Origin of the sequence: Streptomyces sulphureus DSM 40104 (genome assembly GCF_000381025.1) — a bacterium.
Classification (GTDB): Bacteria; Actinomycetota; Actinomycetes; order Streptomycetales; family Streptomycetaceae; genus Streptomyces; species Streptomyces sulphureus.
Genome location: NZ_KB905815.1, coordinates 123756 through 150606 on the forward strand (window position 1 = coordinate 123756; position 26851 = coordinate 150606).

At 70.9% G+C, this 26851-nt stretch carries 21 protein-coding genes and 1 tRNA gene; 10 read left to right on the forward strand and 12 right to left on the reverse strand.

The genetic code is table 11. The annotated features are described in order from the left end of the window. Positions 1–131 precede the first annotated feature (131 nt). The 4 genes from F603_RS0108675 (at position 132) to F603_RS0108690 (ending at position 3408) form a co-directional block, all read left to right on the forward strand. Positions 132–1070, forward strand: coding sequence for an ABC transporter ATP-binding protein (locus F603_RS0108675; RefSeq protein ID WP_019545617.1), 939 nt, complete (start codon positions 132–134; stop codon positions 1068–1070). After that, the gene (locus F603_RS0108680) at positions 1067–1846 is read left to right on the forward strand and encodes an ABC transporter permease (protein ID WP_019545618.1); all 780 of its coding nucleotides are present in this window, start codon (positions 1067–1069) and stop codon (positions 1844–1846) included. The genes F603_RS0108675 and F603_RS0108680 overlap by 4 nt, the downstream gene beginning before the upstream one ends. A 115-nt stretch (positions 1847–1961) precedes the next feature. Further along, positions 1962–2975 (forward strand): COX15/CtaA family protein, encoded by a 1014-nt coding sequence (locus F603_RS31875; protein ID WP_019545619.1) that lies wholly within the window; start codon positions 1962–1964, stop codon positions 2973–2975. Between the two features lie 118 nt (positions 2976–3093). Then, positions 3094–3408: a hypothetical protein gene (locus F603_RS0108690; protein WP_019545620.1), complete on the forward strand. Its 315-nt coding sequence runs from the start codon at positions 3094–3096 to the stop codon at positions 3406–3408. Between the two features lie 84 nt (positions 3409–3492). Here F603_RS0108690 and F603_RS0108695 read toward each other — a convergent pair whose 3' ends face one another. Continuing rightward, positions 3493–4434, reverse strand: a complete 942-nt coding sequence (locus F603_RS0108695) for a heme o synthase (protein WP_026328248.1) — start codon at positions 4432–4434, stop codon at positions 3493–3495. A 429-nt stretch (positions 4435–4863) separates the two neighbouring features. Here F603_RS0108695 and F603_RS0108700 point away from each other — a divergent pair. The 6 genes from F603_RS0108700 to pgl all read left to right on the forward strand — a co-directional run bounded on the left by F603_RS0108700 (position 4864) and on the right by pgl (position 11970). Beyond that, positions 4864–4937, forward strand: a tRNA-Met gene (locus F603_RS0108700). A gap of 353 nt (positions 4938–5290) precedes the next feature. After that, positions 5291–7381, forward strand: a complete 2091-nt coding sequence (gene tkt, locus F603_RS0108705) for a transketolase (protein ID WP_019545622.1) — start codon at positions 5291–5293, stop codon at positions 7379–7381. An 86-nt stretch (positions 7382–7467) separates the two neighbouring features. Next, entirely contained in the window at positions 7468–8586 is a 1119-nt protein-coding gene (gene tal, locus F603_RS0108710; protein WP_019545623.1) for a transaldolase, read from the forward strand. A 5-nt stretch (positions 8587–8591) separates the two neighbouring features. Continuing rightward, positions 8592–10118, forward strand: a complete 1527-nt coding sequence (gene zwf, locus F603_RS0108715; RefSeq protein WP_019545624.1) for a glucose-6-phosphate dehydrogenase — start codon at positions 8592–8594, stop codon at positions 10116–10118. Beyond that, a complete protein-coding gene (gene opcA / locus F603_RS0108720) occupies positions 10115–11221 on the forward strand; it encodes a glucose-6-phosphate dehydrogenase assembly protein OpcA (RefSeq protein WP_019545625.1) in 1107 nt (368 codons plus the stop codon). The genes zwf and opcA overlap by 4 nt, the downstream gene beginning before the upstream one ends. Then, a complete protein-coding gene (gene pgl / locus F603_RS0108725; RefSeq protein ID WP_019545626.1) occupies positions 11218–11970 on the forward strand; it encodes a 6-phosphogluconolactonase in 753 nt (250 codons plus the stop codon). Before opcA ends, pgl begins: the two co-directional genes overlap by 4 nt. A gap of 65 nt (positions 11971–12035) precedes the next feature. On the opposite strand, the gene F603_RS0108730 is transcribed toward pgl, so the two are convergent. The 11 genes from F603_RS0108730 to uvrC all read right to left on the reverse strand — a co-directional run bounded on the left by F603_RS0108730 (position 12036) and on the right by uvrC (position 26845). Further along, complete coding sequence (locus F603_RS0108730; RefSeq protein ID WP_019545627.1) at positions 12036–15149, reverse strand: NACHT domain-containing protein; 3114 nt, start codon at positions 15147–15149, stop codon at positions 12036–12038. 243 nt (positions 15150–15392) lie between these two features. Beyond that, positions 15393–17042 (reverse strand): glucose-6-phosphate isomerase, encoded by a 1650-nt coding sequence (pgi, locus tag F603_RS0108735; RefSeq protein ID WP_019545628.1) that lies wholly within the window; start codon positions 17040–17042, stop codon positions 15393–15395. A 199-nt stretch (positions 17043–17241) separates the two neighbouring features. Then, complete coding sequence (locus tag F603_RS0108740) at positions 17242–17577, reverse strand: RNA polymerase-binding protein RbpA (protein WP_078495632.1); 336 nt, start codon at positions 17575–17577, stop codon at positions 17242–17244. A gap of 166 nt (positions 17578–17743) precedes the next feature. Further along, a complete protein-coding gene (secG, locus tag F603_RS0108745; protein WP_026328249.1) occupies positions 17744–17980 on the reverse strand; it encodes a preprotein translocase subunit SecG in 237 nt (78 codons plus the stop codon). A gap of 151 nt (positions 17981–18131) precedes the next feature. After that, positions 18132–18908 carry a triose-phosphate isomerase gene (tpiA, locus tag F603_RS0108750; RefSeq protein ID WP_026328250.1) on the reverse strand — a complete coding sequence of 259 codons (777 nt, stop codon included), beginning with the start codon at positions 18906–18908 and terminating at the stop codon, positions 18132–18134. Positions 18909–18958: 50 nt separating this feature from the next. Further along, a complete protein-coding gene (locus F603_RS0108755) occupies positions 18959–20167 on the reverse strand; it encodes a phosphoglycerate kinase (protein ID WP_019545631.1) in 1209 nt (402 codons plus the stop codon). A gap of 185 nt (positions 20168–20352) precedes the next feature. Continuing rightward, positions 20353–21357 (reverse strand): type I glyceraldehyde-3-phosphate dehydrogenase, encoded by a 1005-nt coding sequence (gene gap, locus F603_RS0108760; RefSeq protein WP_019545632.1) that lies wholly within the window; start codon positions 21355–21357, stop codon positions 20353–20355. Between the two features lie 199 nt (positions 21358–21556). Further along, a complete protein-coding gene (gene whiA, locus F603_RS0108765; RefSeq protein WP_016907142.1) occupies positions 21557–22534 on the reverse strand; it encodes a DNA-binding protein WhiA in 978 nt (325 codons plus the stop codon). After that, positions 22525–23547 (reverse strand): gluconeogenesis factor YvcK family protein, encoded by a 1023-nt coding sequence (locus F603_RS0108770; protein ID WP_019545633.1) that lies wholly within the window; start codon positions 23545–23547, stop codon positions 22525–22527. Before F603_RS0108770 ends, whiA begins: the two co-directional genes overlap by 10 nt. Before the next feature lie 35 nt (positions 23548–23582). Continuing rightward, positions 23583–24593, reverse strand: a complete 1011-nt coding sequence (rapZ, locus tag F603_RS0108775) for an RNase adapter RapZ (protein ID WP_425426959.1) — start codon at positions 24591–24593, stop codon at positions 23583–23585. Continuing rightward, positions 24590–26845 (reverse strand): excinuclease ABC subunit UvrC, encoded by a 2256-nt coding sequence (uvrC, locus tag F603_RS0108780; protein ID WP_019545635.1) that lies wholly within the window; start codon positions 26843–26845, stop codon positions 24590–24592. The genes rapZ and uvrC overlap by 4 nt, the downstream gene beginning before the upstream one ends. Positions 26846–26851: the final 6 nt, after the last annotated feature.

Genomic DNA, 26851 nt, shown 5'->3' on the forward strand with positions numbered 1-26851 from the left:
GCCACAATGGGCTGCATCACGTAAGGCGAACCTCAGTAACTCTCTGTCATTTCCGCTGCCTTGACGTCACCGCGCCGACTCGGCGCCGCCCGCCGGACGGGCTGTCGGTGTCCCTCCTTAGACTGCACCGCATGCAGAGTTCAGCGGCCCCGGAAGCGGCCGTCGACGTCGCGGGGCTGGTGAAGCGGTACGCCGGCAAGACGGCCGTCGACGGGCTCGACCTCAAGGTCGCACGCGGCAGCGTCACCGCCTTCCTCGGTCCCAACGGCGCCGGCAAGACCACCACGATCGAGACGTGCGAGGGCTACCGCGCCCCCGACGCCGGACGCGTACGCGTGCTCGGCCTCGACCCCCGGCAGGACGCGGCCGCGCTCCGCCCGCGTGTCGGCGTGATGCTGCAGAGCGGCGGCGTCTACCCGACGGCGCGCGCCGAGGAGTCGCTCCGCCACATGGCCTCGCTCCATGCGAACCCGCTCGATGTCGGCGAACTCGTCGCGCTGCTCGGTCTCGACACCTGCGGCCGCACGCCGTACCGCCGGCTCTCCGGCGGACAGCAGCAGCGGCTCGCGCTGGCGCTCGCGCTCGTCGGCCGCCCCGAGCTGGTCTTTCTCGACGAGCCCACCGCCGGCCTCGATCCGCAGGCGCGCAGGGCCACGTGGGACCTCGTGCGACGGCTGCGCACCGACGGGGTCACCGTCGTCCTCACCACGCACGCGATGGACGAGGCCGAGGAGCTCGCCGACCGCGTCTCCATCGTCGACGACGGCCGGGTCATCGCCGAGGGCACCCCGGAGGAGTTGTGCAGAGGCGGCGCGGAGAACACGCTGCGGTTCGCCGGGCGCCCCGGGCTCGATCTGGAGTCGCTCCTCAAGGCGCTCCCCGACGGCAGCGCCGCCGTCGAACTCTCCCCCGGCAGCTACCGGCTGACCGGCACCGTCGACCCGCAACTCCTCGCCACCGTCACCTCGTGGTGCGCGCAGAACGGCGTCCTCGCCGACCGGATCGCGGTGGAACGGCGCACCCTCGAAGACGTCTTCCTGGAGCTGACAGGTAAGGAGCTGCGCCCATGAGCTCCGGCACCTTCACCCCCGCCCCCGGTGCGGCACCGCTTCCGCGGATGGTCGCCGCCCACGCCGGCCTGGAGCTCCGCACCCTCCTGCGCAACGGCGAGCAACTGCTGCTCACCGTGGTCATCCCGACGCTGCTGCTCGTCCTCTTCAGCGCCGTCGACATCGTCGACACGGGCGCGGGCGCCCGTGTCGACTTCCTCGCGCCCGGCATCCTCGCGCTCGCCGTCCTCTCCACCGCGTTCACCGGCCAGGCGATCGGCACGGGGTTCGAGCGGAGGTACGGCGTCCTCAAGCGGCTCGGCGCCTCGCCGCTGCCGCGCTCGGGGCTGCTCGCCGCGAAGACCTGCGCCGTCCTCGTCGTCGAGCTCCTCCAAGTGGTGCTGCTGGCCGTCGTCGCGCTGGCGCTCGGCTGGTCGCCGGCGGGGCTGTCGGCCTCCGGTGTGGCGACGGCCGTCCTGCTGCTCCTCCTGGGGACGGCGGCCTTCTCCTCGCTCGGACTGCTGATGGCGGGGACGCTCCGCGCGGAGGCGACACTCGCCGGGGCCAACCTCGTCTTCCTGCTGCTGCTCGTCGGCGGCGGGGTCATCGTTCCGTTGGAGCGGTTCCCCGGCGGCGTCGGCGGCGTGCTGGAGCTGCTTCCCGTGTCGGCGCTCTCGGACGGGTTGCGGGACGTCCTGCAGTCCGGTGCCGGGAGCGCGTGGCCGCAACTGCTGGTGCTCGCCGTCTGGACGGTGGTCGGCTCGGCTGCGGCGGCGCGGTTCTTCAAGTGGGAGTGACGCCGGGCCGGCGAGGAACCCAACGCGCCCTCAGCGGGGCGCAGTTCGCCGTTCTGCGCGGAGCTCGGCGCCCCCTCGTGAAAGTTCGCACAAGCGGGTGCTTACGATAGGCCCCGTGCCGAATCTGCTCGAAGTCGTACGCAACCCGATCGCGTACATCGCCGCCCGCTGGACCCCGACCCAGCGGACCCTCCAGCGGGCCAGCTTCACCGCGCTCGCCGTCTCCGTACTGATCGTGGTGACGGGCGGCGCCGTGCGCCTCACCGGCTCCGGGCTGGGGTGCGAAACCTGGCCCAAGTGCAGCTCCGAAAGCCTCGTCGCCACCTCGGAGATGGGCATCCACGGAGCGATCGAGTTCGGCAACCGCATGCTCACCTGGGTGCTGAGCGCGGCCGTCGGCTGGACGATCGTCACCGCGAGGGCGGCGAAGCCGCGGCGCCGCGGGCTGACGAGGCTCGCATGGTCGCAGTTCTGGCTCGTGATGGCGAACGGCGTGATCGGCGGCGTCACCGTCCTCACCGAGCTGAACCCGTACACTGTCGCCGGCCATTTCCTCCTCGCCAGCGCCCTGTTGACGGTCACCACGCTCACCTGGCTCCGCGCCCGCGAGGGCGACGAAGGGCCGCGCCCGCTCGTCGGGACACCGATAAAGCGGCTGGCCTGGGTGCTTGCGGGGTTCACCGTCGCGCTCCTCGTCGTCGGCACCACCGTGACCGGCTCGGGGCCGCACGCCGGCGACAGCAGCGACGTCCCGCGGATGCCGATCGACTGGGAGTCCGTCGCCCAGCTCCACTCGGCGCTCGCCTGGGTGGTGGTGGCGCTCGGCCTCGTCGTCTGGCTGCTGCTGCGCCTCGTCGACGCACCCGCCGGGCCCCGCGCGCGTACCCGCGAACTGCTGCTCGTCTTCGTGGCGCAGGGCGTCATCGGGTACGTGCAGTACTTCACCGACCTCCCCGAAGTCCTCGTCGCGCTCCACCTGCTGGGCTCGACGCTGGCATGGGTGGCCGTGCTCCGGCTGCTCCTCTCGGTGCGCGAGCGCGGGCTGCCGCCCGTACGGGAGGCGGGCGCGCGTCCGGCCGTCCCCGGACCGGCGGAGCCCGAGTCCGAGGCGGTCGCCGCAGGCCGCTGAGCGTCCCGCCGCTCCCCCTGCCCGACTCCGGTCGGTGCAGGGGGAGTTGTGTGTGGCCTGCGTCTCGGGCCGCTCGCGGCTGTCGCACGGGGTTGTACCCGCCGGTAGCATCGGCGCCATGGCAGACAGCAGCAAGCAGGCGGCCCGGCTCGCCAAGCAGATCACCGCGTTCTCCTCGGCCCACGGCGGGGCCGAAGGCCAGATCGCCTATGTCGGCGAGGTCGGCTCCCGCATCGTCCTCGTCGGCTCCGACGGCACCTGGGGGGACCTGATGGCGCCCTCGCAGCAGATCGCCCAGGAGGCGGCCGAGCAGGCGGGGATCACCGTCAACGAGCAGTACGACGGCGAGATGGCAGCGAAGACGCGGACCGGCCCGTACGAGTGGAGCCGGATGGCCGGCATCCAGCTCGGCGGCGGCAAGGCCGCAGCCTGAACTCCCGTACGCACGGCGGGAGATGACGCAACGCCTCGGGCGCGTGACCGGTCGGCGGTCACTCGCCCGAGGCGTTGACGGCGCTCAGTGCAGGAACGGGTCGATGGCGACGGCGAGGAAGAGCACGGAGACGTACGTGATCGACCAGTGGAAGAGGCGCATCTCCTTGAGCTTCGCTCCGGTGAGCCCGGCCCGGGCGCGCGAGCGAAGAGCGTGCGCCTCCCAGAGCCACAACCCGCCGGCGACGACGGCCACGGCGGGGTAGAACCACCCGACGTAGCCGAGCGGCCAGAGCAGCAGCGAGACGGCGACCATGATCCAGCTATAGATGACGATCTGCTTCGCCACCACGACGTTCCCCGCGACGACGGGCAGCATCGGAACACCGACGCGCTCGTAGTCCTCCTTCACCCGCATCGAGAGCGGCCAGTAGTGCGGAGGCGTCCAGAAGAACATGACGAGGAAGAGGACGACGGCGGCCCAACTCACCTCGTCCCGCACGGCGGACCAGCCGATGAAGACCGGCAGACAGCCCGCGATCCCGCCCCAGACGATGTTCTGCGAGGTGCGCCGCTTCAGCAGCATCGTGTACACGACGACGTAGAAGAGGAGCGCGCTCAGCGAGAGCGCAGCAGAGAGCCAGTTGACGAGGAGGCCGAACCAGAGGGTGGAGACGACCGCGAGCGCGAGCCCGAAGACGAGCCCTTCCCAGGGCTTGACGACACCGGTGACGAGGGGACGGTTCTCGGTCCTGTGCATCAGGGCGTCGATGTCCCGATCGATGTACATGTTCAGCGCGTTGGCGCCGCCGGCCGAGAGGTAGCCACCGACACAGGTGATCAGCACGAGCCAGAGGTCGGGGACGCCTTGTGCCGCGAGGAACATCACCGGAACCGTCGTCATCAACAGCAGTTCGATGATGCGCGGCTTGGTGAGGGCGAGGAACGCCTTGGGTCGGGTTCCGCGCGGCCGGTGCGCCGCTTCGCCCTCGCGCACCCCCGCAGTTCGGGATTGGACGGCCGTCACGTACACCCCTGATCGCCTCATGAATCCGCGAGCCCGGGACAGTCGAGGTGAACCCCCGTGAGAGCTCGCGCGTACCACGCCACTTTAGACGTTGGCCAGATGTCGCCGGCCGCGGGGGTCGCCCGTGTTGACGCCCGCAACGGCCCGGCGCACAGGGGCCCGCGAGCGGTGCGCCGACCTCCGCTTCCCGGCCCTTCGTCGCCGCGCTGCCGGCCGGCCCGCGGGAGGCTCCGCACCGCTTGCTGCCGTGCGGTCCGGAGCACGACGGCGGACGGCAGGACGTGCGAACCCCCGTGCGTGCAGCGCGAGATGCCCCGGCACGTCGACGGGGTAAGAGTGCCGCACGTCCCGCCCTCCCACTGCCATGGGGCGAGCACGACCGCCGGTTCGCTTCCACCAAGGACCATGCCGTAGGGTGGGTTTCACCGACGCGGGGTGGAGCAGCTCGGTAGCTCGCTGGGCTCATAACCCAGAGGTCGCAGGTTCAAATCCTGTCCCCGCTACTCGCAGGAAGGTCCCTCGGTCACAGGCCGGGGGACCTTCTTTGTCGTCACCACGGCGCCGCGCAGGTCCGGCCGTACGGACAAGGCCGTCGACGCGACGACATACGGGCTCTCCGCTGCGCCCGTTCAAAGAATGAGCAAACCATGGGGATCATGGGCTCGCTCGGCCTCCGCACCGCGTGACGCAGCGCGCACCGGGGAATACGGAGTGTCCGCACCGCTGTTGGCCAGGTGTCGGGTCGCGATTGTGCGAACGCTCGAAAACACGCACGTCCCGGCGGAGGTACGCTCGACACCGCCCGGTGAGCACTGGCACCGGCCTACGATCATGTGGAGAGGAGCCCTGACGCAGGGTGAGCAACAAGCCGACCACCACAGACCTTGAGTGGACCGAACTGGACCAGCGGGCAGTCGACACTGTAAGGGTCCTGGCGATGGACTCCGTGCAGAAGGTCGGCAACGGCCATCCGGGCACGGCGATGAGCCTGGCGCCTGCCGCGTACCTCCTGTTCCAGAAGGTGATGCGTCACGACCCCGCCGACCCCGACTGGACGGGGCGCGACCGCTTCGTCCTCTCCGTCGGTCACACCAGCCTGACCCTCTACATCCAGCTCTTCATGGCCGGTTACGGCCTCGAGCTCGACGACCTCAAGGCGTTCCGCACCTGGGGCAGCCGGACGCCCGGGCACCCGGAGCACGGCCACACCGTCGGCGTGGAGACGACGACCGGCCCGCTCGGCCAGGGCGTCGCCAACGCGGTGGGCATGGCGATGGCCGCCCGCTACGAGCGCGGCCTCTTCGACCCGGAGACCCCGCAGGGCGAGTCGCCCTTCGACCACACCGTCTTCGTCGTCGCAGGGGACGGCTGCCTGGAGGAGGGCGTCTCGGCCGAGGCGTCCTCGCTCGCCGGGCACCAGAAGCTCGGCAACCTCGTGATGCTCTGGGACGACAACCACATCTCCATCGAGGGCGACACCGAGACCGCGATCTCGGAGGACACCCTCAAGCGGTACGAGGCGTACGGCTGGCACGTTCAGCGCGTCGAGCAGCTTGCCAACGGCGACCTCGACCCGCAGGGCCTCCACGCCGCGCTGCGCGCCGCGCAGGCGGAGACGGAGCGTCCCTCGCTCATCGCGGCCCGCTCGATCATCGCCTGGCCGGCGCCGACCGCGCAGAACACCGGGGCAGCGCACGGCTCCGCACTCGGCGACGACGAGGTCGCAGCGACCAAGCGCGTCCTCGGCTTCGACACCGACAAGACCTTCCAGGTCCCGGACGAGGTCCTGTCCCACGTCCGCGAGGCGCGCGAGCGCGGCGGCGAGGCGCACGCGCTGTGGAACAAGCGCTTCGCCGAGTGGCGCTCCGCCAACCCGGAGCGCGCCGCCGAGTTCGACCGGATCGCGCGCGGCGAGCTCCCCGAGGGATGGGAGGAGGCGCTCCCGACCTTCGAGCCGGGCGAGTCCGTCGCGACCCGCAAGGCGTCGGGCAACGTCCTCAAGGCGCTCGGCCCCGTCATCCCCGAGCTGTGGGGCGGCTCTGCCGACCTCGCCGGCTCCAACAACACGACCTTCGCGAAGACTTCGTTCCTCCCCGAGGGCAACTCGCTGCCGAACGCGGACAAGTACGGCCGCACCCTCCACTTCGGCATCCGCGAGCACGCCATGGGCTCGACGATGAACGGCATCGCGCTCCACGGCAACACCCGCATCTACGGCGGAACCTTCCTCGTCTTCTCGGACTACATGCGGCCGGCCGTCCGCCTCGCGGCGCTGATGAAGCAGCCCGTCACCTACGTCTGGACGCACGACTCCATCGGCGTCGGCGAGGACGGCCCGACGCACCAGCCGATCGAGCACCTCGCCGCGCTGCGCGCCATCCCCGGCCTCAACATGGTGCGCCCGGCCGACGCCAACGAGACGGCGATCGCCTGGGGCGAGATCCTCAAGCGGCACTCGACGGCCCCCGCACCGCACGGCCTCGCACTCACCCGCCAGGGCGTGCCGACGTACCCGGCCAACGCCGAGGCGGCGAAGGGCGGTTACGTCCTCTTCGAGGCCGAGGACGCCGAGGGCCGCAGCACCATGCCGCGCGCCGTGCTCATCGGTACCGGCTCCGAGGTGCAGCTCGCCGTGGCCGCGCGGGAGGCGCTCCAGTCCGAGGGCGTGCCGACGCGCGTCGTCTCGATGCCGTCGGTCGAGTGGTTCGAGGAGCAGGACCAGGCGTACCGGGACAGCGTTCTGCCGCCCTCGGTCCGCGCCCGTGTCGCGGTGGAGGCCGCGACGGCGCTGACCTGGCACCGTTTCGTCGGTGAGGCGGGCCGGGTGGTCTCGATCGAGCACTACGGCGCCTCGGCCGACGGCAAGCTGCTCTTCAAGGAGTTCGGCTTCACGCCCGAGGCCGTCGCGCAGGCGGCACGCGAGTCGCTCACCGCGGCCGAACGCTGACCGCGGTCGGGGCGGCGCCTGGAGCCGCCCCGACCGACCGTCCCCGACAGCTTTTGAACAGCTCCGACAAGCACAGGAGACCTCCCATGACAGACGCACTCAAGCGCCTGACCGACGAGGGCGTCGCGATCTGGCTGGACGACCTCTCGCGTCAGCGCATCAACACCGGCAACCTCGGTGAACTCATCGACGAGCAGCACGTGGTGGGCGTGACCACCAACCCGTCGATCTTCCAGAAGGCCATCTCCTCGGGCGACGGCTACGAGCAGCAGGTCCGCGACCTCGCCGTCCGCGGCGTCACCGTCGAGGAGGCGCTGCGGATGATCACCACCTGCGACGTCCGCGACGCCGCCGACGTGCTGCGCCCCGTCTTCGACGCCACCGGTGGCAAAGACGGCCGCGTCTCGATCGAGGTCGACCCGCGCCTCGCTCACAACACGGAGGCGACCGTCGCCGAGGCGAAGCAGCTCGCCTGGCTCGTCGACCGCCCGAACACCTTCATCAAGATCCCGGCGACGAAGGCGGGCCTCCCCGCGATCACCGAGACGATCGGCAAGGGCATCAGCGTCAACGTCACGCTGATCTTCTCGCTGGAGCGGTACCGCGAGGTGATGGACGCCTTCCTCAAGGGTCTGGAGAAGGCGAAGTCGCTGGGGCTCGACCTCTCGCAGATCCACTCGGTGGCCTCGTTCTTCGTCTCCCGCGTCGACACCGAGATCGACAAGCGGCTCGACGCGGTCGGCACAGCCGAGGCGAAGGAGCTGAAGTCCAAGGCCGCGGTCGCCAACGCGCGCCTCGCCTACCAGGCGTACGAGGAGGTCTTCTCCTCCGACCGCTGGGAGACGCTGGAGCGGGCCGGCGCCAACGCACAGCGTCCGCTGTGGGCGTCGACCGGTGTGAAGGACCCGGAGCTGCCCGACACCCTCTACGTCACCGAACTCGTCGCGCCGAACACGGTCAACACGATGCCCGAGGCGACCCTCCAGGCGACGGGCGACCACGGCGAGATCACCGGCGGCACCGTCACGCCGCACTACGCCGACGCCAAGGCCGTGCTCGACGCCGTGGCCGCGCAAGGCATCTCGTACGACGACGTCGTGCAGGTCCTCGAGGACGAGGGCGTCGAGAAGTTCGAGGCGTCCTGGAACGACCTGCTCACCTCGACCGAGGCGGAGCTCCAGCGCCTCGCCCCGAAGGAGGCGTAAGCCAGTTGGGCAGCGCAGCCAATCCGCTGCGTGACGCCCAGGACCGGCGGCTCCCGCGTATCGCGGGACCGTCGGGCCTGGTGATCTTCGGCGTCACAGGGGATTTGTCACGCAAAAAGCTGATGCCCGCGATCTACGATCTCGCCAACCGCGGCCTGCTGCCACCGGGCTTCTCACTCGTGGGCTTCGCCCGCCGCGACTGGGCCGACGAGGACTTCGCGCAGGTCGTCCACGACGCGGTCAAGGAGCACGCGCGCACCCCCTTCCGCGAGGAGGTGTGGCAGCAGTTGGCGGAGGGCATGCGCTTCGTCTCCGGCACCTTCGACGACGACGAGGCCTTCGACCGGCTGAAGTCGACCATCGACGAACTCGACAAGTCCCGTGGTACGGGTGGCAACTTCGCCTTCTACCTCTCCGTCCCGCCGAAGTTCTTCCCGACCGTCGTCTCGCAGCTCAAGACGCACGGCCTCTCCGACCCGGGACCCGGCTCCTGGCGCCGCGCCGTCATCGAGAAGCCGTTCGGCCACGACCTCAAGAGCGCCCAAGAGCTGAACTCCGTGGTGCACGAGGTCTTCCGGCCCTCGGACGTCTTCCGGATCGACCACTACCTCGGCAAGGAGACGGTCCAGAACATCATGGCGCTGCGCTTCGCCAACACGATGTTCGAGCCGCTGTGGAACCGCAGTTACGTCGACCACGTGCAGATCACCATGGCCGAGGACATCGGCATCGGCGGCCGGGCCGGCTACTACGACGGCATCGGCTCCGCGCGCGACGTCATCCAGAACCACCTCCTCCAACTCCTCGCGCTCACCGCCATGGAGGAGCCCGCGTCCTTCGGCGCCAAGGCGCTCGTCACGGAGAAGCTGAAGGTGCTCAACGCGGTGCGGCTCCCGGAGGACCTCGGCCGGCACACGGTGCGCGGTCAGTACGCGGCAGGCTGGCAGGGCGGCGAGAAGGTCCCCGGCTACCTCGACGAGGAGGGCATCGACGCGGCGTCGAAGACCGACACCTACGCCGCGCTGAAGCTGGAGATCAACAACCGCCGTTGGGCGGGCGTCCCCTTCTACCTGCGCACGGGGAAGCGGCTGGGCCGGCGCGTCACCGAGATCGCGGTCGTCTTCCAGCGCGCGCCGCACTCGCCGTTCGACGCCACCGACACCCAGGAGCTCGGCCAGAACGCGCTCGTGATCCGCGTCCAGCCGGACGAGGGCGTCACGATCCGCTTCGGCTCCAAGGTGCCGGGGACGCAGATGGAGATCCGGGACGTCACGATGGACTTCGCCTACGGCGAGTCCTTCACCGAGTCCAGCCCGGAGGCGTACGAGCGCCTCATCCTCGACGTCCTCCTCGGGGACGCCAACCTCTTCCCACGCCACCAGGAGGTCGAGCGCTCCTGGGAGATCCTCGACCCGGTCGAGGAGTACTGGGAGACCCACGGCAGGCCGGAGCAGTACGCCGCAGGGACCTGGGGCCCGAAGGCGGCAGACGAGATGCTCGCACGCGACGGCAGGAGCTGGAGGCGGCCGTGAAGATCGACCTCACCGACACCACATCCAGCCGGATCAACTCCGAACTGGTCACCACCCGCAGGGCGATCGGCTCCCCGGCGACCGGCATGGTCCTCACGCTCGTCATCGTCACCGACGAGGGGAACCACTACGACGCACTGAAGGCGGCGAGGGGCGCCTCCAAGGAGCACCCCTCCCGCATCCTCGTCGTCGTCCGCCGCCCGGGCCGCTCCCCGCGGGACCGGGCGCAGCACCGGCTCGACGCGGAGATCCAGATGGGCGGCGACGCCGGCTCCGGCGAGACGATCGTCCTGCGGCTCCACGGCGAACTCGCCTCGCACGCCTACAGCGTGGTCCTGCCGCTGCTGCTGCCGGACGCGCCCGTCGTCGTCTGGTGGCCCGAGGACGCACCGCGCCATCCCGCGGACGACAAGCTCGGCACCCTCGCCCAGCGCCGTATCACCGACGCGGCAGCGGCCGAGGACCCGGTGGCCGAACTCGCCCGCCGCGCAGCCGCGTACACGCCGGGCGACACCGACCTCTCCTGGACGCGCATCACGCCCTGGCGGAGCATGCTCGCCGCCTCGCTCGACCAGAAGGATGTCGGCGTCACCTCGGCGACCGTCGAGGGCGAGGAGTACAACCCGTCGACGGAGCTGCTCGCCCTGTGGCTCGCCGAGCGGCTGGACGTGCCGGTGGGGCGCGACGTCTCCGAAGGCCCGGGCCTCACGGCGGTGCGCATGGCGACCGCCGAAGGCGAGGTCTCCCTCACCCGCACCGACGGCGCCCTCGCCGTCCTCAAGGTCCCCGGCCAGCCCGACCGCCACGTGGCACTCCACCGCCGCGCCACGGCCGAGCTCCTCTCCGAGGAGCTGCGCAGGCTCGACCCCGACGAGGCGTACGCGGGCACCGTGCGGTACGGGGTGGACAGGCTGGGGCAGAGTGTGGTGACGGTCGAGGAGGGCAAGGAGAACGCCCCTTCGGCCTCGCCGCCGTCGGCCGCCTCCCCTTCCCCGGAGTCCGGGGCCGCTGCGAGGTCCGCCGCCAAGAAGAGCGGGGCGAAGCGGACGCGGACGGCGCGAAAGACGAAACCATCCGACGAGACGGAGAGCGATCACTCGTGACGGAGAACCCCGAGGTAGTCGTACACCGCGACCAGCAGGAGATGGCGGAGGCGGCCGCGGCCCGGCTCGTCGAGCTACTCATCGACGCGCAGCGCGAACGCGGCACCGCGTCCGTCGCCCTCACCGGCGGCCGGAACGGCAACGCCGTCCTCGCCGCCCTCGCCCGTACACCCGGCCATGAGGGCGTCGACTGGGAGAGCGTCGACATCTGGTGGAGCGACGAGCGCTTCCTCCCCGAGGGCGACCCGGAGCGCAACGCCACCCAGGCGCACGCCGCTTTCCTCGACGTGCTGCGCATCAACCCCGCCCGCGTCTACGAGATGCCGGCCGAGGACAGCACGTCGGACCGCGACGTCGACAAGGCGGCGGAGGCGTACGCCATCGAACTCGCCGCCGCCTCGGGCCCGTCGGCGTCGACCAACGTGCCCGACTTCGACGTCCTCCTCCTCGGGGTCGGTCCCGACGGGCACGTCGCCTCGCTCTTTCCCGGTCGCACGGAGGTCGAGGAGATCGAGCGCACCGTCGTCGCCGTGCGTGACGCGCCGAAGCCGCCGCCGACGCGGATCTCGCTGACGCTCTCGGCGATCCGAGGGGCGCGCGAGGTGTGGCTGCTGGCGGCCGGGAGCGACAAGGCCGACGCCACTGCTGCGGCGCTTTCCGGGACCGTGGAGACGCCGGCTGCCCTGGTGCGGGGGCGGGAGCGGACGGTGTGGCTGGTGGATGCGGAGGCGGGGTCAGGGGTGCGCTGAGGATCGGTTCGTCTGGTCAACTGCCGTTGTGCTGCGCTCGGTCGGCCCTGCCGTTCGGGGCGGGGTCAGTCGCTTCCGTCGAGTGCGTACCGCCCGAAGCGCCGGGACGGCAGGTGTTCGCCGCCGGTCAGGTACGTCTCGCCGTGAACGGAGATACGCACCTTCGAGTGGAGGAGCGGGGTGATGTCCACGGGCGCTTCCTCGGTGCCGCAGTCGGCGAGCGTCAACGCCCGCATACCCGGCAGTTCCCGGAGTGCGGAGAGATCCACCGCTCCGCAGCCGTGCAGCAGCAGGGAGGTCAGGCCCCGGCACGTGGTCAGCCAATCGGGAGCAAGCGTGTGCGCCCCGAGGACTTGGAGCGCCCCGACGCCGGCCAGCGAAGGGTGTTCGCGCAGTTGGTTCGCCTGCATCTCGCCGCCGACGGTGAGGCGGCTGAGCCGCGGCCATCGCTCGATGCCGTCGAGGCTCACATAGCGTGTGCGGACGGCGAAGTGAAGGTGCCTGAGCTGCGGGCCCACGGGTAGGTCCCGCAGGCTTTCCATGAGCAGCGGCCCATCGAGTTCGAGCGTCTCCAGGTTCGGCATCTCCGCGAGCGGCCGCAGCGAGGCGCCGTGGTGCACGTCCAGGGACAGGTAGCGGATGCCCGTGCCGGCAAGACCACCGAGGTCGGAGAGGCCCGAACACGCCGAGATATGAAGGCTGTCCAGACTCCGAAGGCTCGCGACATCGGCGACGTCTCGCAACAGCCGGTTGTCGTCGATCGTGAGCCGACGGCATCCGCCGAGGGACCGCACCGAACGGAGAGATCCGTGGTCGCCCCTCACCTGCAAGCCGTCCACCGGGCCGATGAGAGGGAGCGCGGCCAAGTGGCTCTCGCTCTGCACGGTCATTTCCCGTTCATCGCCGGGGAGAACGGAGAGAACCTCTTCGGCGTAGCGAGTCGCGTCGAAGGATTCCCAGGCGTACGTAAGCTCCTCCCGCACGCTCCGCCGCTCGTCGGAAACGAACTCCTTGATCCGCTCGAACGCCCGCTCAGTGCCGACGAAGCGGATGGTCAGCACGACGCCGAGGGCCTCCTCCTCGCGCAGCCCCCCAGGCCCCGGCAGGTGCTCCAGCACCAACTCCCCCACCTCGGCGAGTGCTTCGGCCTCGTGCACCGTCACAGGCGGCACCAGCTCCGCCGCTCTGTCCTCCACCTCCTCACGCAACCCGGCCTCGAGCGTGGCCACTTGTTCGAGGCTCGACGCCGCCAGCAGCACCAGTCGCTTCGACTGCCCCGGCTCCACGTCGGCCCGGGCGAGCAACCTCCGCAGCAGCGTGCCCCGTTCGTCCTCCCGGGCGTGACCCATCGCCATCCGCACGACGTCGTGCCACGCGTCCTCGTGCGCGTGCGCGGCGAGCACCCCGAAATCACGGGCCTCTACGGCGGCCCGCGCGCCCAGGTAGTCCTGGAACGTCCGGTGCACGAAGTCCACCGTGCCCGGGGCGGGTTCGCGCAGCAGGCCGGTGCGGATGAGGAGGTGCGCGAAAACCTGCTCGGGCGTACCGTCCACCTGGGGCATGGCGCCGAGCCACTCCGCGACCATCGCGACGGCCTCCGAACGGTCCACCTCCACCTGCCCGTTGCGGATCAGCCAGTAGGCGAGGCGCTGGAGCAGCACGGCGAGTTCGTCCCGCGTCAGCTCGACGCCCTCGACGCCCTCGATCTCCCGTTCGGTGTCGCGCCGGACGAGGAGCATGTCCAACGCAGCGTCGTACAACTCCTTGCGGGCGCGCGGAAGTTGCATGCGGCGGTCGCGGTTCAGGGCGCAGAGGAGAGCGCACATCAACGGGTTGGTGGCGAGAAGGCCGAGGTCGCGGCGGGAGCCGACGGCGCGCTTCAGCGACGTCTCGTAGCCGTCGAGGCGCTGCCGTTCACGCGCGTCGTCGCACTCGGAGCGGGCGGCCTCGTGCCAGTGGCGGACGAACTCCGTGATCTCCTCCCGCTGCATCGGCAGCAGGGTGTGCGGCACGAACTGCTGGGCTTCGAGCCAGCGTTCGGGGATCGCGGAGGAGCGGGAGGTGACGAGGTACCGCGCCTCCGGGTACGCGGTGACGAGCCGCTTCAGCCAGCTCTCCGTCCGCGCGCGCAGCCGTTCGGGCACCTCGTCTACGCCGTCCACGAGCACCAGCGCGCGCCCGCCGTCGAGCAACCGGTCGACCCAGCCGCGCGGTTCGGCGCCGTGGAAGGGAACGCCCGTGGCGCGCAGGAAGTCGTCCGCGTCCGGCAACCGGCCGGTGGTGACGAAGGAGCGGAGCCGCAGCACGAAGGGAACGCAGCGGTTCCAGTCCCTCAGGTCCCCTTCGAAGGAGCGACGCGCGGCGTTGACGGCGGCCCACTGCACCAGGGTGCTCTTGCCCGAGCCCGCCGGACCGCGCAGCAGCATCCGGTCCGTACCGTCGAGTGCCTGCTCGACCCGCAGCACCGCCTGTCCGCCGAGCCCGCCGGCTCCCATGCCTTCCCGCTCGGGTCGGTTCCGCTCGGTGCTCACCGCCAGGCTCAAGTACGCCGTCTCCAACGGCCATTCGCCCGCCGCGCGGCCGAGCGTGACGCCGAAGAGGTCGATCCGCGCGTACGTCTCCGCCACGTACTCGGCGTACCGCTGCTCGAACGCCACGTCCTCCGCGTCCTGCCGCGGCCCGAGCCGGTCGCGCAGCGCGTGCAGCGACTCCCGCGTCCGCCTGCTCTCCCTGCGCTCCTCGACGGCGGCGCGGGCGGCGAACCCCGGGTGCGCGGTGAGCTGTTCGACGAGGTGCGCACAGCACGTCCGCTGTAGCTCGGCGCGGAGTTGGGCGGCCCTCGGGGCGAGCCCGTCGTCGTACGCGGGCAGCGTCCGGGCGAGCGCCTCCGCGTCGAGGTCGCAGGCGAAGAGGCGGTCCGCGTCGAGCGGCCCGGCCGCGACGAAGGCACGTCGTACCGCGTCCACGGCTGCGAGGCGCTCGTGCTGCGCGAGCCCCGCGTACGCCCCGTCGAGCCGGCGCGCCAGCACCGTGACGAGCCGCTCCGGAGCAACGGCGCGAGGGCGGCGCACCGGCCCGTCGACGAGCCCCGCGGCCCCGGGCTTCGGCAGCAAGGAGTTGGCCACCGCGCCGCCCACCGCCCCCGCGAGCTTCCCGAGGGCAACCTCCAACCCCTGCACGCGACTTCCCTCCGCAGACGCCTTCGGGAACCGGCATCCTACGGCGCTCGGCCGCCCCGTCGGGCGGCTTCGGACGCAGTCAGGCGCCACGCGCCGTTCGGGGGCCGCCCCTCACTTCACCGCGTCGGGGCACCGGTTGGTCGACAGCACCGAGCCGGGCCCTCCCACTCGCGCCGGACGCCGCATGGAGCCACGCCGCGGACGGGCACGGCCCGCACCCGTCCGCGGCCCCGGCACTACCCCTCAACGCCCCCGCATCTCCCGGTACTTCGCGACGAGCCCGCGTGTCGAGGCGTCGAGCCCCGGGACCTCGGCGCCCTCGGTGAGCGCCGGCTCCAGCCGCTTCGCGAGCACCTTGCCGAGTTCGACGCCCCACTGGTCGAAGGAGTCGATGTTCCAGACCGCACCCTGCACGAAGACCTTGTGCTCGTAGAGGGCGATCAACTGACCCAGTACGGAGGGCGTCAGGCCGTCGGCGAGGATCGTCGTCGTCGGGCGGTTGCCGTGGAAGGTGCGGTGCGGCACCTGCTCCTCGGGGACGCCTTCGGCGCGTACCTCCTCGGCGGTCTTGCCGAACGCGAGCGCCTGGCCCTGTGCGAAGAGGTTCGCCATCAGCAGGTCGTGCTGCCCGGCGAGCGGGCCCAACTCCGGTACGGGCTCGGCGAAGCCGAGGAGGTCGGCCGGGACGAGCTTGGTGCCCTGGTGGAGGAGCTGGTAGTAGGCGTGCTGCCCGTTGGTCCCCGGCGTCCCCCAGACGACGGGTCCCGTCTGCCAGTCGACGGGCGTGCCGTCGCGGTCGACCGACTTGCCGTTGGACTCCATGTCGAGTTGCTGGAGGTAGGCGGTGAACCGCGAGAGGTAGTGGCTGTAGGGGAGCACCGCGTGGGCCTGCGCGTCGTGGAAGTTGTCGTACCAGATCCCCAACAGGCCCATGAGCAGAGGGGCGTTCGCCTCGGGCGGCGCCGTCCGGAAGTGTTCGTCCACCAGATGGAACCCGGCGAGCATGTCGTGGAAGCACTCGGGGCCGATCGCCACCATCAGGGAGAGGCCGATCGCCGAGTCGTACGAGTAGCGGCCGCCGACCCAGTCCCAGAACTCGAACATGTTGTCCGTGTTGATGCCGAACTCGGCGACCTTCTCGACGTTGGTGGAGACCGCGACGAAGTGGCGGGCCACGGCTGAGGAGTCGGCACCGAGCCCCTCGAGCAGCCAGGTGCGCGCCGCCTCGGCATTGGTGATGGTCTCGATCGTCGTGAAGGTCTTGGAGGCGACGACGAAGAGCGTCTCGGCCGGGTCGAGATCCCTGAGCGTCTCGTGGAGATCGGCGCCGTCGACGTTGGAGACGAAACGGAACTCCAACGCGCGTGCCGTGTACGGGCGGAGCGCCTCGTACGCCATCGCGGGACCGAGGTCGGAACCGCCGATCCCGATGTTGACGACGGTGCGGATCTGCCGCCCGGTGTGCCCGAGCCAGTGCCCCCCGCGGATACGCCCGGCGAGCACGCCCATACGCGTCAGGACCGAGTGCACCTTCGGCATGACGTTCTCGCCGTCGACCTTGACGGTCGCCGACTCGGGCGTGCGCAGCGCCGTGTGGAGGACCGCGCGGTCCTCCGTCGTGTTGATCCGCTCCCCCGCGAACATCGCGTCGCGCAGCTCGGCCACGCCCGTGGCGGCGGCCAGTTCGCGGAGCAGGCGGAGAGTCTCGTCGGTGACGAGGTGCTTGGAGTAGTCGAGGTGGAGATCACCGACTTGAAGGGTGTAGCGCTCCGCCCGCCCGGGGTCGTCGGCGAAGAGGCGGCGGAGGTGCGTCTCCCCCAACTCCTCCCGGTGCGCTGCGAGTGCGCGCCACTCGGGCAGTCGGTCGAGGCGGGTGCGGCGTGCTGCGGACATCGACGGAATCAGCCCAATCTTCTCTTCACGAACCCCGGGAGTCCAACCTAGACGACGCGACGAGAACGCCGCGCACCGCCGCGGGAGAGCGTGGCTGCACGGTGTCCGGCTCGTCCGGGAAGAGAGCGGGCGGCGTCCTGCGGCCGCACGGCACCGCGGGACGGCCGAAGGGCGGCCGGCCCGTGCGGAAGCGCCTCGTTCAGATCTCGCCGCGCAGCTTTGCCAGCGCTTCGGCGAGGATCGCCTCGCCGTCGGCGTCGGAGCGGCGCTCGCGTACGTAGGCGAGGTGGGTCTTGTACGGCTCGGTGCGGGGTGGGTCCGGCGGGTTTTCGCGCTCCTTGCCGGCGGGGAAGCCGCATCGCTGGCAGTCCCAGGTGTCGGGGATCTGCGCGTCGCTGGCGAAGCTCGGCTGGGTCTCGTGCCCGTTGGAACACCAGAAGGAGATGCGGAGGCGGGGGGCGGACTCGCCGCGCTCGGCCTCCCCCATCGGCCCCGCTCCAACCCGGCTGCCCCGGATCGCGTTGCCACTTGCCACGGTCGTAACTCCCTGCCTCACGGTGCTGCGAAGCGGCAGCTTCGCTGCGGGCGCCCTAGTGTACGTAGGGCCCAACGCGCGTCCAGTGACCGGAGTTACTGCATCGGCGCCGGACGCGAGGCTTCATGATAGGCCGCACGCCCGACACCGCGTCAGGTCTCTTCGCTCAGCCCTGGAACTTCACCAGCAGACCGAGCGCCACGATGATCCCGAACCACATCAGCGCGACGACGACCGTGATCCGGTCGAGGTTGCGCTCCGCGACGGAGGAACCGCCGACCGAGGACTGCATGCCGCCGCCGAACATGTCGGAGAGACCGCCGCCCTTCCCCTTGTGCATCAGCACCAGCAGCAGAAGCAGCAGACTGACGACGATGAGGGCGATTGAGAACCCCATGACCACGGCTGGACCAACTCTCTCGGACTCTTGGCGGGACTGATGCGGACGGCACGGGGCGTGAGCCGCCCCTCACCTGCGGTGGTGCGCGGGGCCGGGCCGTGCTCGACGGTCCGGCCCCGACAGCGTACGACGAGCTCCGGCCCGCCGTCACACCCTACTGATCGCGGAAGCGCACGATCTTGACGAACTCGTCGACGTCCAACGAGGCCCCGCCCACCAGGGCGCCGTCGATGTCGGGCTGCGCCATGATCCCCGCGACGTTCGAAGACTTGACGGAACCGCCGTACTGGATACGCACCTTGTCGGCGACGTCCTGGCTGTACAGCTCGGCGAGACGGGCGCGGATCGCGCCGCACACCTCCTGGGCGTCCTCGGGGCTGCAGACCTTGCCCGTGCCGATCGCCCAGACCGGCTCGTAGGCGATGACGAGGGTCTCGGCCGCCGAGGCGGACACGTCCTCGAGCGCGCCGTCGACCTGCGCGAGTGTGTGCGCGACCTGGTTTCCGGCCTCGCGGACGGGGAGCTCCTCGCCCACGCAGAGGATCGGCGTGAGTTCGTGCTGGAACGCCGCCTTCACCTTGGCGTTGACGAGCGGCTCGTCCTCGCGGTGGTACTGCCGCCGCTCGGAGTGGCCGATCGTCACGAAGGTGCAGTTGAGCTTGGCGAGCATCGGCCCGGAGACCTCGCCCGTGTACGCCCCGGAGTCGTGCGCCGAGACGTCCTGGGCGCCGTACTTGATCTTCAGCTTGTCGCCGTCGACCAGGGTCTGCACGGAGCGCAGGTCGGTGAAGGGCGGCAGGACCGCGACCTCCACGCTGTCGTAGTCCTTCTCCGTGAGGGCGAAGGCGAGCTTCTGGACATGGGCGATGGCCTCGAGGTGGTTGAGGTTCATCTTCCAGTTGCCCGCCATCAGCGGGGTGCGGGTAGTCATACCCTTCCTTTCATACAGGTGTCACGGGGCCGGGGCGCGAGTGCGGCCACTCACTGCTCCAGCGCCGCGAGGCCGGGGAGCGTCTTGCCCTCCAGGTACTCCAGGCTGGCGCCGCCCCCGGTGGAGATGTGCCCGAAGGCGTTCTCGTCGAAGCCGAGCAGCCGCACTGCCGCTGCGCTGTCCCCGCCGCCGACGACGGTGAAGGCCGGGCTGTCCAGCAGGCCCTGCGCGACGGCCCGGGTCCCCTCGGCGTACGCCGGGTGCTCGAAGACGCCCATCGGGCCGTTCCAGAAGACCGTGGCCGCGTCGGCGAGCTTCGCGGCGTAGAGCTTACGGCTCTCCGGACCGATGTCCAGCCCCATCAGGTCGTCCGGGATCACGCTCGCGCCCACCTCCTGCGGGTGCGTCGGCGTCTCGGCCGTCGCGGGGAAATGCGTGCCCGCGACCACGTCGACGGGGAGCACGAACTCGACGCCGAGCTGCTGGGCGCGGTCCAAGTACCCTCGCACGGTGTCGAGTTGGTCCTCCTGAAGCATGGAGGAGCCGATCGGGTACCCCTGCGCCTTGAGGAAGGTGAACGCCATCCCGCCGCCGATGAGGATGCGGTCGGCCTTCTGCATCAGGTGCTCGATGACGCCGAGCTTGTCGGAGACCTTCGCGCCGCCGAGGACCACCACGTAGGGGCGGCTGACGTCCTCAGTGAGCCTGCGGAGGACGTCGACCTCGTCTGCGATGAGGTACCCGGCGCAGCACGGCAGGCGTGCCGGAAGGTCGTAGACCGAGGCGTGCTTGCGGTGCACGGCGCCGAAGCCGTCCCCCACGTAAGCGTCGGCGAGGCCCTGCAACTCGTCGGCGAAGGCGCCGCGTTCGGCATCGTCCTTGCTGGTCTCGCCGGGGTTGAAGCGCAGGTTCTCGAGCAGCGTGACCTCGCCGTCGGCCATGGAGCCGACGGTGGCCTTCGCGCTCTCCCCCACGGTGTCCTCGGCGAACGACACGCCGCCGCCGAGGAGTTCGCCGAGCCGGCGGGCGACAGGTGCGAGCGAGTACTTCGGCTCGGGGGCGCCCTTGGGACGGCCCAGGTGTGAGGCCACGACCACGCGTGCGCCGCTCTCGGCGAGCTTGGCGATCGTGGGGACGGCCGCGCGGATGCGGCCGTCGTCGGTGATCCGCTCCCCGTCGAGAGGGACGTTGAGGTCGGAGCGGACGAAGACGCGCTTGCCTGCGACGCCCTCCGCGATGAGCTGGTCGATCGTCTTCATGGGTTCAGGTCTCCTTGGTGCCAACTGCTGTGGACCCGCCCGCCTTTCGCGGCCTCGGGAGCACAGACGGGCAGGGCCCGCAGGACGCGGCGACGCGCCCTGCGGGCCCTGCTGTCGTCGGTGCCTTCATCGCCCGGTGCGATCCGATACGGCCGGTGCGGGCCGTGCTCGCTCGGTCGCTCCGGTCAGAGCCGGGAGCCGACGTAGGTGGTGAGGTCGACGAGGCGGTTGGAGTAGCCCCACTCGTTGTCGTACCAGCCGAGGATCTTGACCTGGTTGCCCTCGGCCATCGTCAGCGAGGCGTCGAAGGTGCAGGAGACGGGCGAGTTGACGATGTCCGCGGAGACGATCTCGTCCTCCGTGTACTCGACGATGCCCTTGAGCTGCCCCTCGGCGGCCTTCTTGAAGGCCGCGTTGACCTCGTCCCTCGTGACCTCGCGGCCCACCTCGACGACGAGGTCGGTGATGGAGCCGGTCGGCACGGGGACGCGCATCGCGATGCCGTCGAGCTTGCCCTTGAGCTGCGGGAGGACCAGCGCGGTCGCCTTGGCGGCGCCCGTGGTGGTCGGGATGATGTTCTCCGCTGCGGCGCGGGCACGGCGCAGGTCCTTGTGCGGGAAATCCAGGATGCGCTGGTCGTTGGTGTAGGCGTGGACCGTCGTCATCATGCCGCGGGTCACGCCGAAGCTCTCGTCCAGGACCTTCGCCATCGGCGCCACGCAGTTGGTGGTGCAGGACGCGTTGGAGATGACGTGCTGGGTCGCCGGGTCGTACTTGTCCTCGTTGACGCCCATGACGACGGTGATGTCCTCCTCCTTGGCCGGAGCCGAGATGAGGACCTTCTTCGCACCGGCGGTGAGGTGCTTCGCCGCGTCGGCGCGCTTGGTGAAGATGCCGGTGGACTCGACGACGACGTCGGCACCCAGCTCGCCCCAGGGGAGCTGCTCCGGGTCCTTCTCGGCGAGGACCTTGAAGGACTGGCTGCCCACGGTGACCCTGTCGCCGTCGACGCTGAGGGGCTGCTTCAGCCGGCCCAGGGTCGTGTCGTACTTCAGCAGGTGGACAAGGGTGGCCACGTCGGTCAGGTCGTTGACACCGACGATCTCGATGTCCGCACCCTGGTCCAGCAGAGCGCGGAAGTAGTTACGTCCGATGCGGCCGAAGCCGTTGATGCCTACGCGGATCGTCACGAACCGATCTCCTCGTTAGGGACGCCGGTGAGGACACCGGCGAATGCTGTTTGGGATGTCCCCGACCGCTTCCGACCCTACCGCGCCGGTGCGGCCGGGGTGACATCGGCCGGGCGGCCCCGACGACGGCGGCCTGGCGCCACCGAGCGGGTTCTGCGGGGCGGGCCCTGCCGGAGGGACGGCTCCGCGGACGGGCGGATCAGCCCACCATCTCCTCGGTGAGGCTCGCCTCCGTGCCCGGGATTCCCAGGTCCGAGGCGCGCTTGTCAGCCATCGCCAGCAGCCTGCGGATGCGGCCGGCGACCGCGTCCTTGGTGAGGGGCGGGTCGGCGAGTGCGCCCAGCTCCTCCAGTGAAGCCTGCTTGTGCTCCATGCGCAGCTTGCCTGCGGCCGCGAGGTGTTCGGGGACCTCCTCGCCGAGGATCTCCAGGGCACGCTGCACCCGGGCGCCCGCGGCGACGGCCGCTCTCGCGGAGCGGCGGAGGTTGGCGTCGTCGAAGTTGGCGAGGCGGTTGGCGGTCGCCCGGACCTCGCGGCGCACGCGGCGCTCCTCCCAGGCGAGCACCGATTCGTGGGCGCCGAGACGCGTCAACAGTGCGCCGATAGCATCACCGTCACGGACGACGACTCGGTCAACTCCGCGTACCTCGCGTGCCTTTGCCGGGATTTGGAGCCGGCGTGCCGCACCGACGAGTGCGAGCGCCGCCTCCGGGCCCGGGCACGTCACCTCCAGCGAGGAGCTGCGGCCGGGCTCGGTGAGGGAACCGTGCGCGAGGAAGGCGCCGCGCCATGCCGCCTCGGCGTCACAGGTGGCGCCCGAGACGACCTGCGGTGGCAGCCCCCGGATCGGTCGGCCTCTGCCGTCGACGAGACCGGTCTGCCGCGCGAGTTGGTCCCCTCCCGCGACGACCCGCACCACGTACCTGCTGCCGCGGCGCAGCCCGCTTGGGGCCATCACCACCAGGTCCGAGGCGTGGCCGAAGATCTCCAGGACGTCCTTGCGCAGCCTGCGCGCTGCGATTCCCGTATCGAGCTCCGCCTCGATCACGATCCGGCCGCTCACGAGGTGGAGGCCGCCCGCGAAGCGCAGGATCGACGAGACCTCGGACTTCCGGCAGCAGGTCCGGGTGACGGGGAGTCGTGAGATCTCGTCCTTCACCGCAGCCGTCATCGCCATGGGCCGATCCTTCCATGCATCCGAAAAATACGGTCGTACGCGGCGGCGAGCAGTTCCGGATCATGCCGCGCCGACGACCCCTCGACCGCCCGGGGAGCGTCCCGGGCTGCCACGGGCGCCAGTTCGACCGTCCCGCCGAGCAGCTCGGCGGCCGTACGCAGAGATGCCGTGTCGGGCACCGCGTCCTGGTCCGCCAGCACCACGTCGAAGGCGAGTTTAGGTGCGTGTCGGGCCAAAACCTCCACATGACGCTGCGGGGAAAAACCGTCTGTTTCTCCCGGTTGGGGAGCGAGGTTGAGCGAGAGGACCTTTCGGGCCTTCGTCTCGGTGAGCGCCTGGAGCACCCCGGGCACCAGCAGGTGCGGGATGACGGAGGAGAACCAGGAGCCCGGGCCGAGCACGACCCAGTCCGCCTCCCTTATCGCCTGGACCGCCTCCGGGACGGCGGGCGGGTCCTGCGGCACCAGCTTGACCTTGTGCACCTCACCGCGGGTGAGCGCCACGGTGGCCTGCCCGCGGACGGTGGTCAACTCCTCGGGGTGCTGCGGGTCGTGGCCGCGGACGAGCGCCTGCAACTCCAGCGGAACCGCGGACATCGGCAGCACCCTGCCGTGCGCGCCGAGGAGCTTGCCGACGAGGTCGAGCGCCTGGACGTGGTCACCGAGCTGCTCCCAGAGCGCGACGATGAGCAGGTTGCCCACGGCGTGCTGGTGGAGTTCGCCCTTGGACTCGAAGCGGTGCTGGATCACTTCGGCCCAGGTGCGGCCCCAGTCGTCGTCCCCGCAGAGCGCGGCGAGAGCCTTGCGCAGGTCCCCCGGCGGGAGGACGCCGAGCTCGTCCCGCAGACGGCCGCTCGAACCGCCGTCGTCGGCGACGGTGACGACGGCAGTGAGGTCGCCGGTGATACGGCGCAGCGCCGTGAGCGAGGCGGAGAGACCCATGCCGCCACCGAGCGCGACGACCTTCGGCTGCTTGCCCGCACTCCGGTTGCGGGGAGTGCCGTTACCGACCATCCGCCTCAAGCGGGCCGACCTCCGCGGCAGCCGGCTCACTCGCGCCCCATGTCCCGGTGGACGACCACCGTCTCCACTCCGCCGTCGGTGAGCCGCTTGGCGAGCTTCTCCGACATCGCGACGCTGCGGTGCTTGCCGCCCGTGCATCCGACCGCGACGGTGACGTACCTCTTGCCCTCTCTGCGGTAGCCGGCGGAGATCAGCTCCAGAAGCTCCGTGTAGCGGTCGAGGAACTCCTTGGCGCCCGGCTGGTTGAAGACGTAGGAGGAGACCTCCTCGCTGGTGCCGGTGTAAGGACGCAGCTCGGGGACCCAGTGCGGGTTGGGGAGGAAGCGGCAGTCGACGACGAGGTCGGCGTCGACCGGGAGGCCGTACTTGTAGCCGAACGACATGACGGTCGCGCGGAGTTCGGGCTCCTCCTCGCCGGCGAACTGGGCGTCGAGCTTGGCGCGGAGCTCGTGGACGTTGAGGCTGGAGGTGTCGATGACCAGGTCGGCGTCGCCGCGCAGCTCGCGCAGCAGATCGCGCTCGGCCGCGATGCCGTCGACGATGCGGCCTTCGCCCTGGAGCGGGTGCGGCCTGCGGACCGACTCGAAGCGGCGCACGAGCGACTCGTCCGACGCCTCCAGGAAGACGATCCGCCGTGCGACGAGGCCCGCCTCGAGCGTGGCGAGGGACTCCTTGAGGTCGTCGAAGAAGTTCCGGCCCCGGACGTCGACGACGACCGCGATCCGGGCGACGTTCCCCTGGGAGCGCGCGCCCAGGTCGACCATGGTGGGGATGAGGCCGGGCGGCAGGTTGTCGACGACGAACCAGCCGAGGTCCTCCAGGCACTTCGCCGCCGTGCTGCGGCCCGCGCCCGACATCCCGGAGATGATCACCAGCTCCGGGATCGCCGCGTCCTCGGCCTCGGCTGCCGCCGTCGACGCCTGTGTCCCCTCCGCCTCGAACTGCCTCCGCACCCGCGCACCCCCGGCACCGCTCTGACTACTCACGGCTTCGACCCCCGTCACTAGGCTCGCCACCGCTGTTGCGGAGGCTGTCATTCCTCTTCAACGATCTCACCCGTCGCGGTATTCACCGCCGGGCCGGCGGGCTCCGCGCCCGCGAGGGAGGCGACGACCGTCTCCGCCGTCTTCCTGCCGACCCCGGGTACCTCGGTGATCTCCTCGACCGTCGCCCCACGCAGCCGCTTCACAGAGCCGAAGTGCTTCAGGAGCGCCTTCTTCCGCGTCTCGCCGAGCCCCGGCACCTCGTCGAGCGGACTGGAGCGCACCCGCTTCGTGCGCTTGCTGCGCTGGTACCGGATGGCGAAGCGGTGGGCCTCGTCCCGGACGCGCTGGAGGAGGTAGAGGCCCTCGCTGGAGCGCGGGAGGACGACGGGGTCCTGTTCGCCCGGCACCCACACCTCCTCCAGGCGCTTCGCGAGGCCGCAGACCGCGACGTCGTCTATCCCGAGCTCGTCGAGCGCGGCACGGGCCGCTGCGACCTGCGGCTGCCCGCCGTCGACGACGAGGAGCTGCGGCGGGTAGGCGAACTTCTTGGGGCGGCCGTCCTCGTCGAGCGGTCCGGCGCCGGACGAGCGGGGCTGCTCGATCTCCTCCGCGCTCGGCCCCGGCTCGGAGCTCGGGGCCGAGCCCTCCTCCAGCGCCTCCTCGGCCGCCTGCTCTGTCGCCTCCTCGTGGACCGCCCGCTGCTCGCCGGGGCCGCGGCCCTCCGCATCCTCGCCGGCCTCGGCGCCCTCCGGCCACTCGCCGGTCCGCTGCCGCTCCTGGAGGTAACGCCGGAAGCGCCGGCCGACGACCTCGTGCATCGCGCGGACATCATCCTGACCTGCGAAGCCCCTGATCTGGAACCTGCGGTACTCGCTCTTGCGCGCCAGGCCGTCCTCGAAGACGACCATCGACGCGACGACGTCGTCGCCCTGGAAGTGGGAGATGTCGAAGCACTCGACCCGGAGCGGGGCCGAGTCGAGGCCGAGCGCCTCCGCGATCTCCTCGAGCGCCCGCGACCTCGTCGTCAGGTCCGAGGCGCGCTTGGTCTTGTGGAGGGCGAGGGCCTGCTCCGCGTTGCGCCTGACCGTCTCCATCAGGGTCCGCTTGTCCCCGCGCTGCGGGACCCGCAGGCTGACGTGGGACCCGCGGCGGTCGGAGAGCCACTGGGCGACGGGACGCGCACCCTTCGGCTCCGCTGCCTCGCGCTGCTCGGGTACGCCCACGCTGACACCGGTCGCCGGGCGGTTCCCCGCGACCCCGACGCTGCCGGCCGCGTCGTCCTCCGCCTCGGTCAGGGCCTCGGAGGTCGGTGCGTCCGAGCGCGGCAGCACGGGGACGAGGACCTCCTTGGGCACGCCCTCCCCGCTCTCCTCGCCGTAGAGCTGCTGGAGCGCGTGCTCGACGAGTTCGGCGGTGCCGACCTCCTCGACCTTGTCGGTGACCCAGCCGCGCTGGCCCCGCACTCGTCCGCCGCGTACGTGGAAGATCTGGACGGCGGCCTCGAGTTCGTCCTCGGCGACGGCGACGAGGTCGGCGTCGGTGGCGTCCGTGAGGACCACCGCGCTCTTCTCCATGGCGCGCTTGAGCGCGTCGAGGTCGTCCCGCAGGCGGGCCGCCTTCTCGTACTCCATCTCCTCGGCGGCCTCGCCCATGCGGCGCTCCAGCCGGCGGAGGTAGGTGCCCGTGCGCCCGGCCATGAAGTCGCAGAATTCCTCGGCGAGTTCACGGTGCTCCTCGGGGGAGATCCGCCCGACGCAGGGGGCCGAGCACTTGCCGATGTACCCCAGCAGGCAGGGGCGCCCGATCTGTGCCGAGCGCTTGAAGACGCCCGCCGAGCAGGTGCGTACGGGGAAGACGCGCAGCATCAGGTCGACCGTCTCGCGGATCGCCCAGGCGTGCGCGTACGGGCCGAAGTAGCGGACGCCCTTCTTCTTCGGGCCGCGCATCACCTGGACCCGTGGGAACTCCTCGTTGAGCGTGACGGCGAGGGAGGGGTAGCTCTTGTCGTCCCGGTACTTGACGTTGAACCGGGGGTCGAACTCCTTGATCCAGGAATACTCCAGCTGGAGCGCCTCGACCTCGTTGCCGACGACGGTCCACTCGACCGAGGCGGCCGTCGTGACCATGGTGGCGGTCCTGGGGTGCAGGCCCGCGAGGTCCTGGAAATAGTTGGCGAGGCGCTGGCGCAGGCTGTTGGCCTTCCCGACGTAGATCACCCTGCGGTGCTCGTCGCGGAAGCGGTAGACCCCCGGGGAGTCGGGGATCTCACCCGGCTTGGGCCGGTAGCTGGAAGGGTCTGCCATGACCGC